15 protein-coding genes are annotated in these 18423 nt (G+C 31.3%); 14 read left to right on the forward strand and 1 reads right to left on the reverse strand.

The window, feature by feature from the left end; genetic code table 11:
• Position 1: 1 nt before the first annotated feature.
• The 12 genes from sov (at position 2) to ABWO08_RS00665 (ending at position 14211) form a co-directional block, all read left to right on the forward strand.
• Positions 2-7333, forward strand: coding sequence for a T9SS outer membrane translocon Sov/SprA (gene sov / locus ABWO08_RS00610; RefSeq protein WP_502902939.1), 7332 nt, complete (start codon positions 2-4; stop codon positions 7331-7333).
• A gap of 75 nt (positions 7334-7408) precedes the next feature.
• Positions 7409-7789 carry a glycine cleavage system protein GcvH gene (gene gcvH / locus ABWO08_RS00615; protein ID WP_353082959.1) on the forward strand — a complete coding sequence of 127 codons (381 nt, stop codon included), beginning with the start codon at positions 7409-7411 and terminating at the stop codon, positions 7787-7789.
• Between the two features lie 58 nt (positions 7790-7847).
• The gene (locus tag ABWO08_RS00620) at positions 7848-8162 is read left to right on the forward strand and encodes a VanZ family protein (RefSeq protein ID WP_353082961.1); all 315 of its coding nucleotides are present in this window, start codon (positions 7848-7850) and stop codon (positions 8160-8162) included.
• 40 nt (positions 8163-8202) lie between these two features.
• Positions 8203-8946, forward strand: coding sequence for a deoxyribose-phosphate aldolase (gene deoC / locus ABWO08_RS00625; protein ID WP_353082963.1), 744 nt, complete (start codon positions 8203-8205; stop codon positions 8944-8946).
• Positions 8947-9048: 102 nt separating this feature from the next.
• Positions 9049-9951, forward strand: a complete 903-nt coding sequence (cyoE, locus tag ABWO08_RS00630) for a heme o synthase (protein ID WP_353082965.1) — start codon at positions 9049-9051, stop codon at positions 9949-9951.
• Positions 9952-9957: 6 nt separating this feature from the next.
• Positions 9958-10536 carry a cytochrome c oxidase subunit 3 gene (locus tag ABWO08_RS00635; protein WP_353082967.1) on the forward strand — a complete coding sequence of 193 codons (579 nt, stop codon included), beginning with the start codon at positions 9958-9960 and terminating at the stop codon, positions 10534-10536.
• Positions 10537-10579: 43 nt separating this feature from the next.
• Positions 10580-11614 (forward strand): cytochrome c oxidase subunit 3, encoded by a 1035-nt coding sequence (locus tag ABWO08_RS00640; protein WP_353082969.1) that lies wholly within the window; start codon positions 10580-10582, stop codon positions 11612-11614.
• Positions 11615-11634: 20 nt separating this feature from the next.
• The gene (locus ABWO08_RS00645) at positions 11635-11985 is read left to right on the forward strand and encodes a cytochrome C oxidase subunit IV family protein (RefSeq protein ID WP_353082970.1); all 351 of its coding nucleotides are present in this window, start codon (positions 11635-11637) and stop codon (positions 11983-11985) included.
• Between the two features lie 78 nt (positions 11986-12063).
• Positions 12064-12735 (forward strand): hypothetical protein, encoded by a 672-nt coding sequence (locus ABWO08_RS00650; RefSeq protein ID WP_353082972.1) that lies wholly within the window; start codon positions 12064-12066, stop codon positions 12733-12735.
• On the forward strand, positions 12725-13405 hold the full coding sequence (locus ABWO08_RS00655; RefSeq protein ID WP_353082974.1) for an SCO family protein: 681 nt from the start codon (positions 12725-12727) through the stop codon (positions 13403-13405). The genes ABWO08_RS00650 and ABWO08_RS00655 overlap by 11 nt, the downstream gene beginning before the upstream one ends.
• Position 13406: 1 nt before the next feature.
• A complete protein-coding gene (locus ABWO08_RS00660) occupies positions 13407-13949 on the forward strand; it encodes a DUF420 domain-containing protein (RefSeq protein ID WP_353082975.1) in 543 nt (180 codons plus the stop codon).
• Positions 13939-14211 carry a CAMCR motif-containing small membrane protein gene (locus tag ABWO08_RS00665; protein ID WP_353082977.1) on the forward strand — a complete coding sequence of 91 codons (273 nt, stop codon included), beginning with the start codon at positions 13939-13941 and terminating at the stop codon, positions 14209-14211. The genes ABWO08_RS00660 and ABWO08_RS00665 overlap by 11 nt, the downstream gene beginning before the upstream one ends.
• 1 nt (position 14212) lies before the next feature.
• Here the strand turns inward: ABWO08_RS00665 and ABWO08_RS00670 are convergent, their stop codons facing one another.
• On the reverse strand, positions 14213-15604 hold the full coding sequence (locus ABWO08_RS00670; protein WP_353082979.1) for a DUF4403 family protein: 1392 nt from the start codon (positions 15602-15604) through the stop codon (positions 14213-14215).
• A 134-nt stretch (positions 15605-15738) separates the two neighbouring features.
• On the opposite strand from ABWO08_RS00670, the gene ABWO08_RS00675 reads away from it, so the two are divergent.
• Complete coding sequence (locus tag ABWO08_RS00675) at positions 15739-17112, forward strand: TolC family protein (protein WP_353082981.1); 1374 nt, start codon at positions 15739-15741, stop codon at positions 17110-17112.
• A gap of 6 nt (positions 17113-17118) precedes the next feature.
• Positions 17119-18414, forward strand: coding sequence for an efflux RND transporter periplasmic adaptor subunit (locus ABWO08_RS00680; protein ID WP_353082983.1), 1296 nt, complete (start codon positions 17119-17121; stop codon positions 18412-18414).
• Positions 18415-18423 lie beyond the last annotated feature (9 nt).

An 18423-nucleotide genomic window follows, 5' to 3' on the forward strand; every position in this document is an offset into this window, starting at 1 on the left:
TTTGAAAACAAACCAACCAAAATATATATTTCAATACCTTAAAATAGCTTTTGTTTTTGCTATATTAGTTGTAAGTCAAGAGGGTTTTTCACAAGTAAGACCAAATGATACTACATACAATAAGGGGCAAATGGTATTAGAAAATCCAAAAAGTATTACTGAAGCTTATACTTATGATCCCGCTACAGATAGATATATTTTAAATAAATCTTTTGCTGGGATTGACATTAATTATCCAATTATTCTTACACCAAAAGAATACGAGAAACTGATACTTAAAGAATCAATGCATGATTATTTTAAGCAAAAATCAGATGCAATTGCAGGTCAGAAAGAAAAAAGTATTGCTGAGAAAAAGAATTTATTACCAAAATACTATGTGAATTCTAGTTTTTTTGAAGCAATTTTTGGAAGTAACACCATAGATGTTAAACCAACTGGATCTGTAGAGGTTGACCTAGGTTTTAGACATACAAAACAAGATAACCCTTCTTTTTCTCCTAGAAATAGATCCATGACCACCTTCGATTTTAATCAAAGAATCAGTATGAGTTTAATGGGTAAAGTGGGAACAAGATTAAATGTTAATGCAAATTATGACACGCAATCTACTTTTTCATTTCAAAATTTAATTAAGCTGACCTTTGATCCATCTGCTTCAGGAGGAGAAGATTCTATCATCAAAAAAATTGAAGTAGGAAATGTAAGCATGCCATTAAATAGCACACTTATTCAAGGTGCTCAAAGTTTGTTTGGAGTAAAAGCACAATTACAATTTGGAGGGACTTCGGTAAATGCTGTATTTGCCGAACAACAATCTCAAACAAGAACGGTTACAGCTCAAGGTGGTGGAACAATTCAGAATTTTGAATTATTTGCTCAAGAATATGATTCAGACAGACATTACTTTTTATCACAATACTTTAAAAATCAATATGATAAATCGTTAATTAATTATCCATTAATTGATAGTCGAGTTCAAATTACAAGAATTGAAGTATGGATTACAAATAGACAAAACAGAGTAAATACTACAAATAATAACCTAAGAAATATTATTGCAATTCAAGATTTGGGTGAAGCAAGATTAACAGACACAGCTACATCCGCGGCATTGAGTGACAATCAAGTTGTAGCTATTAACCCTGCCGACATCAATCCTTTTCAACCAAACGATTTCTTTTTAAAACCTATAAATACGCCACCAAATAATGGTAACAACCGTTATGATCCAAATTTAATTATTCCTTCAACTCCACCAAATCCTAATTATCCTGGTTTATTAAATACAAACATTAGAGAAATAATTACTACTAATCAAGGATTTAACAATACAGTTCAGGTTAATGAAGGTACCGATTATTCTAAACTAGAAAATGCAAGAAAATTATTACCTAACGAATTTACTTTTCATCCCCAATTAGGATATATTTCCTTGCAACAACGATTAGCAACTGACGAAGTTCTGGCAGTAGCTTATCAATATACCATTGGTGATGAGGTATATCAAGTAGGTGAATTTGGCACAGATGGTGTAGAGGCAACCCAGGTAAGTGCCACAGGGGTTCCATCATCTCAATCTTTGGTGTTGAAATTACTTAAGAGTAGTTTGACTAATGTACAACAACCAATTTGGGGATTGATGATGAAAAATATTTATCAAATACCAAGTGGTTTTCAATTACAAAAAGAAGAATTTAAATTTAATATCTTATACGCAGACCCTTCTCCATTAAATTATATTACGCCTGCTAATACCACTTCGCCTTTGCCAGGTGGTGTTGTTGATACTCCGTTATTAAAAGTTTTTGGACTAGATAGATTGAATTATAATAATGATCCACAAAATGGTGGAGATGGATTTTTTGATTTTCTTCCAGGATTAACAGTTGATCAACAAAATGGCCGTTTAATCTTTACCTCTGTAGAGCCATTTGGAAAATTTTTATTTAATAAATTAAAATCTGGAAGTCCGGTTGAAAATTACGATTTGCCAGAAACAACTCCTGGAGCTTATAATGATAACCAATTAAAATATGTGTATTCTAGCCTATATAAATCTACACAAGCTGCCGCACTTCAAAACAGTTCAAAAAATAAATTTCAATTAAGAGGAAAATTCAAGTCTTCGGGTGGAGATGGAATACCAATTGGGGCATTTAATGTTCCTAAAGGATCTGTTGTAGTTACTGCAGGTGGAAGAAGATTAATGGAAGGTGTTGATTATACTGTAAATTATCAAGCAGGTAGAGTGCAAATTTTAGACCCTGCTTTATCAGCTTCCAATACTCCAATTCAGGTTTCGGTAGAAAATAATTCAACTTTTGGAAGACAAACCAGAAGATTTTATGGAATAAATATAGAACACAAATTCTCAGATAAATTTTTATTGGGCGCTACCATGTTAAAAATGTCGGAGCGACCATTTACTCAAAAAACTAACTATGGTCAAGAATCGGTGAACAATACCATTTATGGTTTAAACACCAGTTTTTCATCGGAAGTTCCATTCTTAACCCGATTAGTCAATAAATTACCAAATATTGATACTGATGTGCCCTCAAATGTTTCATTTAGAGGCGAAATTGCATACTTAAAACCAGATACTCCTGAAGCTGATCGATTTAATGGAGAATCTACAGTTTATGTTGAAGATTTTGAAGGAACTCAAACTAATATTGACTTAAGATCACCTTATTCTTGGTTTTTATCTTCAACACCAATTCGACCTACCACTGGTGTCGCTCCTGATTATTCAGATTTTGGAGGTAACTCAACTGCACTAGATTATGGTTTTAAAAGAGCCAAAATAGCATGGTATACTATCGATCCAATTTTTTATGCTCAAAGGCCTTCCGGAATATCTGATGATGATTTATCTTTAAATAGTTCAAGAAGAATTTTTAGCCAAGAATTATACCCTGCAACCACTATTGCAGCTGGACAAACTCAAGTTGTAAATACATTAGATTTAACTTATTTCCCTAAAGAACGCGGACAATATAATTTTAATCCAGCAACTGGAACAGATAATTCTTTGCCAAATCCGGAGACTAATTTTGGAGGAATATTTAGATCATTAACTACAACAAATTTTGAACAATCAAATATAGAATATATTCAGTTTTGGATGTTAGATCCATATACTGATACTAGAGTTTCTCCAACACCAATTAATCCTAATAATACAGGAAGAATTTATTTTAATTTGGGGGAAATTTCAGAAGATATTCTTCAAGATGGTAGAAAATTTTATGAAAATGGTATAGGAAACAATCAAACCTTAGCACCACCTACTGTATGGGGAGATAGCCCTGCTTCACAATCTTTAATATATGCTTTTGATTCTAATGAAGGAAATAGATCCTCTCAAGATGTTGGTTATAATGGTTTAAATAATGCTCAAGAAGCTGCAAAATATCCAAATTTTGCTTCCTTTTCTGACCCTGCAGAAGACGATTATAATTATTTTTTAAATACGGGTGGTGATATTTTTGAACGCTACAAATATTATAATGGAACCGAAGGAAATTCACCTATAGATGTTACTGATACCAATAGAGGCTCTACAACTGTTCCCGATGTAGAAGATGTAAATCGAGATAATACTATGAATACCATTAATGCCTATTATGAATATAGCATTAAAATAAGCCCATCCGATTTATCACAAGTAGGAAATAATTTTATCACTAATATTTTACCAACTACAGTTTCACTTCCTAATGGTGAAACAACTACTGCTCGTTGGATACAATTTAAGATTCCTGTTAAACAACCAACTAATATTATAGGTAGTATTTCTGATTTTCGTTCTATTCGATTTATGAGAATGTTTATGACTAAATTCACTGATCAAATGACACTTCGTTTTGGATCATTAGATTTAGTTAGAGGTGATTGGAGAAAATATGATCTTACTTTAGATCCATTAGATACAGATACCTCTGATGACAACACCGACTATGACTCTTCTGCAGTTAATGTTCAAGAAAATGGAGCAAGAGAACCTATTCGTTATGTTGTTCCACCAGGAGTAGAACTAGAACAATTGTTCAATAACAATACCTTAATTCCTCAAAACGAACAATCATTGTCTATTAGATTAGGAAGTTTAACAGATTATGGATTAGAGCCCGGAGATTCTCGTGCTGTATTCAAAAATGTGAGTGTTGATATGCGTCAGTACAAAAAATTAAAAATGTTTGTTCATGCCGAAGCAATTCCAACTGACCCAGGTTCAATTGAAGATAATGAGTTAATGGGATTTGTTCGTTTTGGTAATGACTTTACTGATAATTTTTATCAAGTAGAAAAACCATTATCAAAAACCCAATTTGGTGATAACTCTCAAGAGGGTGTATGGCCAGAAGCAAATAATATGGACATTTCATTAGAATTAATTACCAGAATGAAAATTCTTGCAATGAGCCATGTTTATAATGTTGGGGAAATTTATTATCCAGATGATGATGTCAATGTAACTGATGGAGATGGAGATCCTAACTTACGCCTTGGTATTCGTGGTAATCCTAATTTTGGTTTAGTTCGTACCTTAATGCTTGGAGTAAAAAACCAAACCAATGTGCTAAATACACCACAACATCCATTAAATCCGAAGCGCCTTAAAGGAGAAGTTTGGTTTAATGAACTTAGATTAGCAGGAATGGATAATAAAGGGGGTATGGCAGCCGTTGCAAGTATGGATGCCAATCTTGCCGATTTTGCAAATATATCTGCTACTGGTAAAATGAGCACTATAGGTTTTGGTACCTTAGAGCAAGGACCTAATGATAGAAGTAGAGAAGATGTATTGCAATATAATATAGTTACCAATTTGAGTTTGGGTAAATTATTACCAAAAAAATGGGGAGTTAATCTGCCGTTTAACTATGGTATAGGGGAAGAATTTATAACACCTAAATATGATCCATTTAATCAAGATATTGAATTAAAGCAATTAATTGACGAAACAGCAGATGAAGGAGAAAAAAGAAATATTAGAAATAGAGCGATGGATTACACCAAGAGAAAAAGTATAAACTTTATTGGTGTAAAAAAAGAAAGAGGTGAAAAAGCAAAACCTCATTTCTATGATATTGAAAACGTAACGCTTTCTTATTCTTACAACCAAGTAGATAGACACAGTTATGAGTTGGAAAGTTATATAGATCAAAGAGTTAGTACCACTGCCGATTATACTTTTGCTTTTCAGCCAAAACCTGTCGAGCCATTTAAATCGGTTAAGTATTTCAAGAAAAGTAGTTATTGGAAATTATTAAGCGATTTCAATTTTAATTATAAGCCTACAAATATTTCATTTAGTACAAATATTACTAGACAATTTAACAGACAACAATTCCGTTTGGTTGATGTTGAAGGAATAGGATTGGATGCCTTATATCAAAGAAATTTCTTGTTTAATTATCAATACGGATTTAATTACAACCTGACCAAATCATTGAAAATAAACTTGAATGCAAATTCTAATAATATTGTTAGAAATTACATGAATGAAAACAATGAGCCAGATAATTCGTATACTATTTGGTCTGACTATTGGAATATTGGTTTGCCAAATTTACACAACCAACAGGTAACTGTAAACTATGAATTGCCTGTAAATAAAATTCCGTTTTTGAGTTTTGTAAAATCAAATTATACCTATGCGGGAACTTACAGCTGGCAACGCGCTTCAATTGCAATGTCTTCTGTTGTAGATTCTGATACAGGAATTCAATATAATTTAGGAAATACAATTCAAAACTCCGGTTCACATAAATTGAATACCTCTTTTAATATGGATTCTTTTTATAAATACATTGGTTTATCCAAACAAAAAACACCTAAAAAAGCAGCGCCTGTAACACCACCTAAACCGGGAGAGAAAGTTGTAAATGTGAAACCTCTTCCTGTAAAAAATTCTAATGTTTTTGTTGATGGTTTAATAGGAGTCGTTACCAGTATTAAAAATATTCAAATTAACTATACAGAAAACCAAGGAACCGCTTTACCAGGGTTTTTACCAGGAATTGGATTTTTTGGAACTTCAAGACCAAACCTTGGTTTTGCTTTTGGTGGTCAAGACGATGTACGTTTTGAAGCGGCTAAAAATGGTTGGTTAACAAATTATCCTAATTTCAATCAAAATTATACTCAAGTTCTTACAAAAACACTTGACTTTAGCGCCAATATAGATTTGTTTCCAGATTTTAAAATTGATTTAACTGCTAATAGATCTTATTCAAGTAACTATTCTGAGCAATATGATGTTATGGACGGAGTTTATAACTCTAGATCGCCATACAGTACAGGAAACTTTGCAATTTCTACAGTAATGTTAAAATCTTCATTTAGACATAGTGATGAGTTTTTCTCTACCTCATTTGAAGAATTTAGAAATAACCGAATTATTATTGCCAACCGTTTGGCAACGGATTATTATGGCACGACAAATTTCCCAGTAAATGCAGATGGCTTCCCTGCCGGATTTGGTAAAAATAGCACCGAAGTATTATTACCTGCTTTCTTAGCAGCATACACCGGATTTGACATACCTGCATTAAAAGAAATTGGTGTCAATATTGCTCCAACTGGTGAGGCAAGAGCGGGTAAAATTTCTTTAAATGCTTTTAAAGATATTCCAATTCCAAACTGGAATATTAAATATAATGGATTAATGCGTTACAATTTCTTTAAAGAAAGATTTAAGCGTTTTTCTATTCAACACGCTTATAAAGCTTCTTATACTATTAACTCGTTTCGTTCTAATTTAGAATATGCACAACATGCTAATGAAATAAACCCATTAAATGGTAATTTTTATAGCCAAACTATAATTGGAAATGTGAATTTAGTGGAGCAATTTAATCCTTTAATTCGATTGGATTTTGAAACAAAAAGTTCATTAAAAATCCTAGCTGAAATAAAAAAAGATAGGGCTTTATCTTTAAGTTTTGATAATAATTTATTAACAGAAGTTAATGGAATTGAATATATTATCGGAACAGGATATCGATTTAAAGATGTTATTTTTTCATCTAAACTTGCAGACAGTCCAACAGGAATTATTAAAAGTGATATCAATTTAAAAATTGATTTCTCCTACAGAAATAATAAAACAATTGTTCGTTATTTAGATTATAACAATAATCAATTAGGTGGAGGTCAAGACATTTGGACCTTAAGATTATCTGCAGATTATTCATTTAGTAAAAACCTAACGGCTATATTTTATTACGATCATTCGTTTTCACAAGCTGTTATTTCAACTTCTTTTCCAATGACAAATATCCGGGGTGGATTTACACTACGATATAGTTTTGGAAACTAAAAAAAAACGAAACGAATTCCTTTTTAAATTTTAATAATTAATAATACCTTTGACAATAATTAAATTACAAAAAAAATGAACATACCTACCAATTTAAAATACTCTAAAGATCACGAATGGATTGCTATGAACGGTGAAATTGCAACTGTTGGAATTACTGAATTTGCTCAAAAAGAATTGGGTGATATCGTTTATGTTGAAGTAGAAACATTAGATCAAACTTTAGATAAAGATGAAGTTTTTGGAACTGTTGAAGCAGTAAAAACAGTTTCGGATTTATTCTTGCCAATGGCTGGAGAAATCATTGAATTTAATGAAGACTTAGAGCGCGATCCAGAATTAGTTAATACCGATCCTTATGGAAAAGGATGGATGGTAAAAGTTAAAGTTTCTGATGCCTCTCAATGGGAAGACCTTTTAGATAGTGATGCTTATGCAAAATTAATTGGCGCTTAATAATAAAACATATTTTTTTATTGCAATTCTTTGGACTTGCTTTGTTTCAACTTTAAGTTTGATAACAATAAGTCCAGAAATTGGTAAGTCTTTTGTTTTTGACTTAAATGATAAATATGTACACTTTGCTTTTTATTTTGTTTTTGTAATAGTTTGGTTTTGGTTTTTAATTAAAACAAAATTTGCCAAAAACGCCAAAAATTTAGCATTGATTACGGCAATTTTATACGGAATTATAATAGAGATTTGTCAAGGGGTTTTCACCACTTTAAGGAATCCAGATGTATATGATGTCATAGCAAATACTCTAGGCGCTTTAACCGGAATTATAATAATTAAACTAACTTATAAAAATAGTAAAACCACTCATTGAGTGGTTTTTTTGTATATTTATACTTTATTAATTGAGCAGTATGAATGTTAAAAATTATTTAGATTCAACCTATTTAAAAACTCCCCAACAAGAAGGAATTTCCGAAAAAGAAGACATTAATATTGTTAATGGATTTGTACAAGAGGCAATTGAAGAAGGTTTTAAATTGGTAATGATTCGCCCAAACAGAGTAAAATTAGCAAAAAAAATAATCACAGCTGCACATTCAAAAGTTTCTGTTGGAACCGTTATTGGTTTTCCGGAGGGAACTTATTCATTAGAACAAAAATTAACTGAAGCTCAACAAGCAATAAATGATGGAGCCGATGATTTAGATTTTGTTTGTAACTATCAAGCCTTCAAAAATGGAAATATCAATTTGGTGAAATATGAAATACTAGAAGGAACAAAATTAGGTCTATCTCATCATAAAATTGTAAAATGGATTATTGAAGTAGCTGCACTAAATGGCGAACAAATAATTAAGCTTTCAGCATTAATAAAAAATGTAATTATCGCCAATTTTAAGGAAGAATGTTATTCTTCTGTATTTGTTAAATCTTCAACCGGTTTTTATAAAACTAAAAACGGTTTGCCAAATGGCACTACTATTACTTCCATAAAAATGATGCTCGAAAACGCATCGCCATTGCCCGTAAAAGCTGCTGGCGGAGTAAAAACTTACGAAGAAGCAATTGAATTGATTAGATTGGGAGTTAAAAGAATTGGCACCTCCTCGGCCAAAGCAATTGCAAATGGACAAGTTGTAAACGGGGATTACTAATTTTTTCAAATATTTGTAATTTATAACTATTATTTGTGAAATGTTTTTTGTCAAATCCTTTTCGATAAACTACTTTTGCACAAGTTTTAATTAAAATCATTTTTGGAAACACTGCAGTCTCAATTTTCGCCAATAAAAATCTACCATGATTTTAAACAAATAACCAAAGCAGGGTTGGCAATTAGCGTTGTTTTCTCTTCTATAGCAGGTTATTTATTGGGTTTTGATGAGGAACACCCATTTAGTTGGATTACTCTTTTAATTCTAATAGTGGGAGGTTATTGTATGGTTGGCGCTTCCAATGCTTACAATCAAGTAATTGAAAAAGATTTGGATGTCTTAATGGATCGAACTAAAAACAGACCCGTTCCTGCAGGAAGAATGACTCCAAATATGGCTTTATTTATTGCCAGTTTATTGACTATTATCGGAATTGTATTATTGTATTTTATTAATCCAAAAACAGCAATGTTTGGCGCAATTTCAATTTTCTTATACACTAGTGTTTATACTCCTTTAAAAACGGTTACACCTCTTTCAGTTTTTGTTGGAGCTTTTCCAGGAGCAATTCCTTTTATGCTGGGTTGGGTTGCTGCTACAAATCAATTTGGTATAGAAGCCGGAACTTTATTTTTAATTCAGTTTTTTTGGCAGTTTCCGCATTTTTGGGCTATTGGATGGTTTTTATTTGAAGATTATGAAAAAGCAGGATTTTTTATGTTGCCTACCGGAAAAAAAGATACTAAAACGGCCACACAAATTATTTTGTATACTTTGTGGTTAATATTAACTTCTTTAATACCATATTTAGGTTACACAGGTAAATTACAAATCAGTTTACCTGCTGCAATTTTAGTATTTCTTGCTGGGATATGGATGTTGATATACGCAGTTAAATTATATCAAACAAGAACTCCAAAGGCGGCAAGAACCTTAATGCTGGTAAGTGTTTCTTATTTAACCCTATTGCAAATTATATATATAGTTGATAAATTTTTAAGATAAAAAATTATGATGACACCCGAAGAACATAAACAGCGAACGGCAAGATCATACAAGCTCTTATTGGTTTTTGCAATGATAAGCATGACCATGATGTTTGCGGGATTAACAAGTGCATTAGTTGTTAGTAAATCGAGACCAGATTGGATGAAAGATTTTCAATTACCGAGTTCCTTTTTTGTTAGCTTGGGAGTAATTATTTTATGTAGTATTGCCATGCATTTTGCTAAAAGTGCAATTAAAAAAGATAACAGAGCGCTTACAACCAAATTGCTCTTGGCTACTTTAGCTCTAGGATCGGCGTTTGTATATTTTCAATTTCAAGGGTTTTCACAATTGTTTGAAAACCATTTATATCCTGTTGGAGGTTCTGGTTCAATAACTATTTCCTTTTTGTATGTATTAGTATATGTGCATCTTGCACACCTTGCTGGAGGAATAATTTCACAATTAATTATAATTTATAATCATTTTAAACAAAAGTATAATTCGTCACAATTTCTTGGTATTGAGCTAGGTGCAATGTATTGGCACTTTCTTGATTTCTTGTGGGTCTATTTATTTTTGTTTTTATATTTCTTTAAATAAGAAAAAAATGTAAATTTGGAAACTTTTTAACAACAACTTTTTTATGGGATCGAAAGGTACTGCTACAACTACTGTAGGAAAAACTTGGGATGGCGGAAATGAGCCATTAGGAGCAAGTTACGGAAAATTAATGATGTGGTTTTTCATCGTTTCAGATGCATTAACTTTTTCTGGTTTTTTGGCTGCTTACGGTTTTTCAAGATTTAAATTTATCGAAACATGGCCATTAGCTGATGAGGTGTTTACACACTTTCCATTTGCACATGGTGTTTCTATGCCAATGTACTATGTGGCGTTAATGACTTTTATTTTAATTGGTTCTTCTGTAACTATGGTTTTAGCTGTAGATGCAGGTCACCACATGAAACAAAGTAAAGTAGCATTTTACATGTTCTTGACTATCATAGGAGGTCTTATCTTCGTTGGTTCACAAGCATGGGAATGGAAAAACTTTATTAAAGGTGAATATGGTGCGGTAGAATCAAAAGGAGGAAGTTTATTACAATTTGTAGACGCAACAGGAAAAAGAGTAGCATTAGAAGAATTTGCAGATACTAGTATTCCTAAAGAAAGAGAGCAACTTACTCGTAGCAAAGGAAAATGGTTTATGGAAGAAAGTTCAATACCAACTTATTCTTTAGAGCAAGTTCAAGCAGGTTTTAAATCGCATCCTGATTTATTAGTTAGAATTGAAACTATTAACTCTCCAGAAACTATAGCTACTACTAAAGGAGTTAATGAAAATCCAGCTTTGAATTCTCCAAAACATAAAATTATCTTATCAAGAGCAGAATCTGAAAAAAGATTAGCAGATGGAATAATTGTTATCGAAGGAGCGAACTTACATAGAAACGAATACGGAAGTAAATTATTTGCTGATTTCTTCTTCTTTATTACAGGTTTTCACGGTTTTCACGTATTCTCTGGAGTTATTATCAATATCATTATTTTCATTAATGTTCTTATAGGAACTTATGAAAAAAGAAGAACCTATGAAATGGTTGAAAAAGTTGGACTTTACTGGCACTTTGTCGATTTAGTTTGGGTTTTCGTATTTACATTCTTCTATTTAGTTTAATATCATAGAAATTATATATTATGTCACACGAGCACGTTTCTAATACAAAAAGAATTTGGTTGGTTTTTGGAATCCTATCTGTTGTAACAACAGTAGAGGTTATCCTTGGGATAATTAAACCAGAATCGCTTCATATGACCAATTTTATTGGTATGAATTTACTTAATTGGATCTTTATTATCCTTACAATTTTTAAAGCATATTACATTGTTTGGGCCTTCATGCACATGGAAGGTGAAACTACTATCTTAAGAAGATCTGTAGTTTGGACTGTAATTTTCTTAATTTTATATTTAACTTTTATATTGTTAACCGAAGGAAATTATGTCTTCGGAGTGTTTAAAGACGCCACAATTAAATGGAATTTTTAATACTATATTAATTCAAAAAAAAGGTACGCATTGCGTACCTTTTTTTTATTTTTGTATCAACCAAAATTTATAATTCTAATGAAAAAGAATTTAGTGCTTTTCGTTCTGTTTATTCTTCCTATAGTTGCCTATCTTTTTTTTGCTTCGGGCATTAATAGTTTTGCAAAGTTGCCAACAATAACTTCAAATATTCCAGAAATAAATTCTTGGAAAACATTAGATGATAAGCCGGTTAATTTAAAAGGAAAAATTACGGTTTTAGGATTTATTGGTCAAGATGTGTTGCAGCATAAAGGCAATGTTTTTAATTTATATGAAAAAATATTTGATAGAAATAAAAATTTTAAAGATTTTCAAATGGTAATGATAATGCCAGATGGAACTCAAAATGAAGTAAAAGAATTACAAAAAATATTAGTTTCACTTGGAACTCAAGCGGGATGGAATTTTGTTTTTGGCACTCCAGATGAAATTTTAGGGTATTATAATTCACTAAAATTGGTTGGCAAATTAGATGCTAAATTAGGAACGCCAAATGTATTTATTATAGATAAAAATAGAAACCTTCGCGGCAGAAAAGGTCAAGATAAAAAAGGGAAAGTTGAATATAAAGAAGGATATAATACTAAGTTTGTTTCTGAGCTTTATAATCAAATGATAGACGATGTAAAAATTATATTAGCTGAATACCGTTTGGCTTTAAAGAAAAATCACAACGCAACCAAACAATTACTTTCCAATGAAAAATAAATCCTATATCGGAATTTCTTTAATTATTTTAATATTCGGAATTATATTTATTCCACGAATAGTAAATAGAATAAAAAATGGGGGGTTAGTACAAAATGATAGAATGAGTCTTTCAAATGAAATGATCAAGGAAGATGCATTATATAAAGTTGGACCCGCTCCAGCATTTGAATTAACTAATCAAAACAACATCAAAATATCAAATAAAAATTATGCCGGTAAAGTGTATGTATTAGAATTTTTCTTTTCAACCTGCCCATCTATTTGTCCTATCATGAATAAGAATATGGCGGAAATTGATAAGATGTTTTCTAAAGATAAAAACTTTGCTATCGCTTCCATCACAATTAATCCTGAAAACGATACTCCAGAGGTTTTAAAGGAACACGCTAAGAAATTAGAAATTACTTCAGAAAATTGGAATTTTCTTACCGGAGATAAAGATTATATTTTTAATTTAGCCAACAAAGGTTTCAATCTTTATGTTGGTGAGAACAATAAGGCATTAGGAAATTTTGAACATTCCGGACTTTTTGCGCTTATTGACAAAGAAGGAAACATTAGATGTAGAAAAGACAAACAAGGCAACCCAATTTTATATTATGACGGTTTAGAACAAACTGGAGTGGATGCCATAAAAGAAGATATTAATTTATTATTAAACGAATAACATGGAAAATTCTAACCTAGAAAAGAAATTCAAAACACCTATTATATTAGTTTCAATTATCATTCCGGTTGCGGTTGTATTACTTTTTAGCATCCGATTAAAAGATTTCGGAATTAATGTAGCGCCACTTTCTTTTTTACCTCCAATTTATGCAACTATAAACGGGATTACTGCTGCATTATTAGTTTCTGCAGTAGTTGCAATAAAAAAAGGAAATCGAGCAGTTCATGAAAAGTTAATGACATCGGCAATCGTTTGTTCAGTAGTTTTTTTACTTATGTATGTTGCCTATCATATGACTGCAGATCCAACTAAATTTGGTGGGGAAGGCGCAATAAAATATGTGTATTTTTTTCTTTTATTAACCCATATTGCTTTATCAGTTACCATAATTCCTTTAGTGTTATTTACTTATGTAAAAGCTTTAGCAGGGCAATTTGATAATCATAAAAAATTAGCAAAAATTACATTTCCACTTTGGCTATATGTTGCCGTAACTGGGGTTGTAGTTTATCTTATGATTGCACCTTATTATGCAAACTAAAATTAGTTGTTGGAAGTTGGAAGTTGGAAGTAATACTTTTTTCTCAAAAGGTATTCTCTATATTCTATTGTCTATATTTTCTACTCTCAATACCCAAGCCCAATGTGCTATGTGTCGTGCCTCTTTGGAAAGCGAAGGAAGTACCGCTAAGGCCGAAGCAATAAATGACGGAATTGTTTACCTGATGGTAATACCTTATGTGCTAGTAGCAGTGGTTGGAGTAATTGTATATAGAATGTATACCAAGAAAAAGGAATCCTAAGTTATTCCATTCCTTCAATTTTTACATTCATTTTTCCAGATGTGGTTATAAATGCAATTATGGCATTATTTGTAAGTTCTACTTTTTCAAATTCAAAATCATTCAAAGTTCCATTTACAAACACCCCTTTCATTGGCGAATAATTGCTCAAATATGGCAATAAATTCTTTTTCCCTTCTTCAAGGTTTTCCTTTATTGAATATTTACAATTTTCTTGAATTTTCTTCAAAATAACCCCTTGCAATAACCAATTTGCAGTTTTTGTTAGAAGCCCTTTTGTGTTTAAAACATAATCCATTTGGTCAAAATAGATTTCCTTAGTAGTAGTGTTGTAGTTAGGAATTCCACTTAAATAAATGGTTCCATTTAAACTGCCAGTCATTTCAAGAGCAATAATCATGCGTCCATCTTTTGCCCATAAATCTACTTTCTGAATCACAATTTTTCTTTTGCCAGAAGCAAATTCTTTCCCTTGAAAGTTTTTTGTTATTATTCGCGAAGCGCTCTCATAGGTAGAAACAGCAGCTACAGTTGCAGTTGTTTTATCAGCTATTTTATCGGCCGATTTAAAAAGGATTGCGTCTTTATTAAAAGCAGCATTTGGTTTTTGACCGATCATGGTTTGCATGGTGCATTTTAGTCCTAAGTCCATTGAAATTTTACTTTTTGAGACCAATGCATCAGTTACATTCACTTCAATTGGGTTTAATTTAAACCAAGTTTCGTATTGAGAATTTACTTCAAATGGTGTACTAATGGTTTTAATTACATTTAAGACATAAGGTTTAAAGTCGCATGATGCTTCAATTGCTTCGTCAATTTTTTTAGCCATTTTTGATTTAAATATGGATAAAGTTGGATTGATAATATAAGTGATTGGCACCTTCTTCCCCGCAACTAAAATACTTGGACTTTCAGTCCAATTATAGTCTTTTATTTTTGAGTCGGTACTCATTTTCCAATTAGATAATTTTACATTGCTTAACAAAGTTATGGTGCCGTTTAGTTCTATTTCTTTGGTATCATTCAGTCCCATAAAATCTGTGCCGTACTTAAATTTTGCCCATATTTTTAATGGAAGTACAGTTTCAACTTTACCCTCTTTATCAATTAATTTAATGGGTGCAGTCTTCCAAATTTTCATTTCTGTTTTGTCATCTTCAAGATTAGTATCCTCATAGATTAATCCGTTTAGCGATTTATTTAATTGATTTTCAATTTCATTTAACGAAATTTCTAAGGGCATGCTAACAAAAGAAGTCGTGTTGTTGTATGCAATTTTAGTATTTACAGAAGGTTCTGGTTTTAAAGCTTCAATTTTACTAGTTGTTGAACAACCTATTAGTAATAAGGGTAGCGTGAAGGCGAATAGTGAGGCAATAATTTTTTTCATTTAATACTAAAATTTTTTTCTTAATTTATGTAACAAAAATACTAAATAATCGTCAGATTAAGGAGTAATTAGTGAGAGGTATTCATAATAAAGAATTAAATTTGCATTAGGTTTTCACTATTGAAAATAGGAATATGAAAAAAGTATCGGTTAAATTGATTTTACTGTTTATGTGTTTTGTAGGGTTTTCTGCAATAGCACAAAACAAAAAATGGACTTTACGGGAATGTGTTGATTATGCTATTAAAAATAACATTTCAATTAAGCAATCCGAATTAGATTTGGAAACTACAGCTATTGGAAAAAATACGGCAATTGGAAGTTTTTTACCTAATTTAAATGCCAATGCTTCCCATTCATGGAATATTGGTTTGAATCAGAATATAACAACGGGTTTGTTAGAAAATCAAACTACCCAATTTACATCTGCAGGATTGAATTCTAATATTACCATTTATAATGGTTTGCAAAATCAAAACAGATTACGAAAAGCAAATCTTTCTATCATTGCGGCTCAATATCAGGTTACAAAAATGAAAGATGATATTTCTTTGAATGTTGCTAATGCTTTTTTACAAATATTATTTAATAAAGAAAACCTAAAAGTTCAAAAAGAGCAATTAGCTAATGATGAAAAACAACAATTAAGAAGTGAGGAATTGGTAACTGCTGGAGTTGTTGCAAGAGGGGATTTATTAGATGTAAAAGCAACAGTAGCTCTTGACAAACAAAAAGTAATCGCGGCCGAAAACAGTTTATTTTTATCAAATTTAAGTTTGGCACAATTACTTCAAATTGAAGATTTTCAATCATTTGAAATTGCTGAAGAAGATTATCCAGCAACATCAAGCCCTACCATGTTAGAAAAACCAGAAAATATTGTTGCAAAAGCTAAACAAGATAGAGTAGAACTTAAAATAGCTAAGGCAAATTTAGAGCTTGCACAAAAAGATGTAAAAATTGCCAAAGGGGCTTTTCAACCAAGTTTAACGGGGTTTTATAGTTTTAGCTCTAGAGTTAGTTATGCTGATAGAGTTATAGGTTTTAATGCAAATGGCACACCTATTTTAACTGGTCCACTTTCTTTTATGGATCAAATCAGTAACAATAAAGGACATAATTTTGGAGTTCAATTGAATATTCCAATATTAAATGGATTCTCTGCAAAAAATAATTTAGATCGATTTAAAGTAGAGTTAGAACGATCTAAAATTAATGAGAAACAAGTTGTTTTAGATTTAGAGCGAAATGTTTATACTGCAATTACTAATGCAAAAGCGGCGCTTAATTCCTACGAGTCAGCAATTGCAGCATTTGAATCTAGAAATGAAGCATATGTTTATGCTAAAGAAAAATATGTAGTTGGCTTGATGAATAGTTTTGATTTTGCTCAATCTCAAACGCTATACACCAATGCCCAATCGGAAGTATTGAGAACAAAATACGATTACATTTTTAAAGTTAAAGTAGTAGAATTTTATTTCGGAATCCCTATCATAGAAAAATAATAGATCATGTCAAAAAAGAAAATTTACATTATTATTGGAGTATTTGTTGCATTAATTGTTGTTTTAATAGCGCTATCTAAAGCCGGAGTTATTGGAAATAAAGACAATGCTATTGAAGTTGATATTGCTAAGGCAAATGAAATAACAATTGTAGAGACCGTTTCTGCAACAGGAAAAATTCAACCAGAAATTGAAGTTAAAATATCTTCACAAGTTTCAGGTGAAATTATTGATTTGCCTATTAAAGAAGGTCAAGTTGTTAAAAAAGGTGATTTATTAGTTAGAATAAACCCTGACTTATATACTTCTGGGTTAAATAGATCTATATCTAATTATTCTGGAACTAAATCTGGATTAAGCCAAGCTGATGCGTCTTTCAAAGAAGCTCAAGCAAGTTATCAAAGAAACAAAACGCTTTATGAAAAAGGCATTATTTCTAAATCGGAGTGGGAGAGAGCAATTGCTTCATTTGAAGTTGCTAAAGCCAATAAACAAACCGCCTATTTTAATGTACAAAGTGCCTCTGCATCTGTAAAAGAAGCTAAAGACAACTTAGGAAGAACTACAATTTATTCACCAAATGACGGAACTATTTCTAAGCTAAGTGTAGAATTAGGAGAGCGTATCTTAGGAACGCAACAAATGGCTGGAACTGAATTGCTTCGCGTTGCTAACCTTAACAACATGGAAGTTGAAGTTGATGTAAATGAAAACGACATCGTTAAAATAAATATTGGTGACGAAACTAAAATTCAAGTTGACGCCTATTTGAAAAAAGAATTTAAAGGAGTGGTAACCAGTATTTCAAATTCTGCAAGCTCGGCTACAACTGCTGATCAAGTAACAAATTTTAAAGTAAAAGTTAGAATTCTAAAAGAATCGTATCAAGATTTAATAGAAGGGAAACCAGCTACCTATTCACCTTTTAGACCAGGAATGACTGCAACTGTAGATATCATTACTAAGAGAAAAGAAAATGTTATTGGTATTCCAATTAGTTCTGTTGTGATTAAATCGGATACAACTGCTACTCCAAAAATTGAAGTACCTGAATCTGGAGATAAAGTAAAAACTAAAAGTGATAAAAAACTAGAATGTGTTTTTGTAAAAGTTGGAGATAAAGCCAAAATTAGAATAGTAAAAACTGGAATTCAAGATGATACTAACATTGAAATAATCTCTGGTTTGAAAAAAGGCGATGAAGTAATTACGGGTCCTTTTGTTACTGTTTCAAAAGATTTAAATTCTGGTGATAAAGTAAAATTAGCAACAACAAAAGATAAGGATAAATCCAAAAAATAATCTTTTGAA

It is taken from the genome of Flavobacterium sp. (assembly GCF_040383245.1).
Classification (GTDB): Bacteria; Bacteroidota; Bacteroidia; order Flavobacteriales; family Flavobacteriaceae; genus Flavobacterium.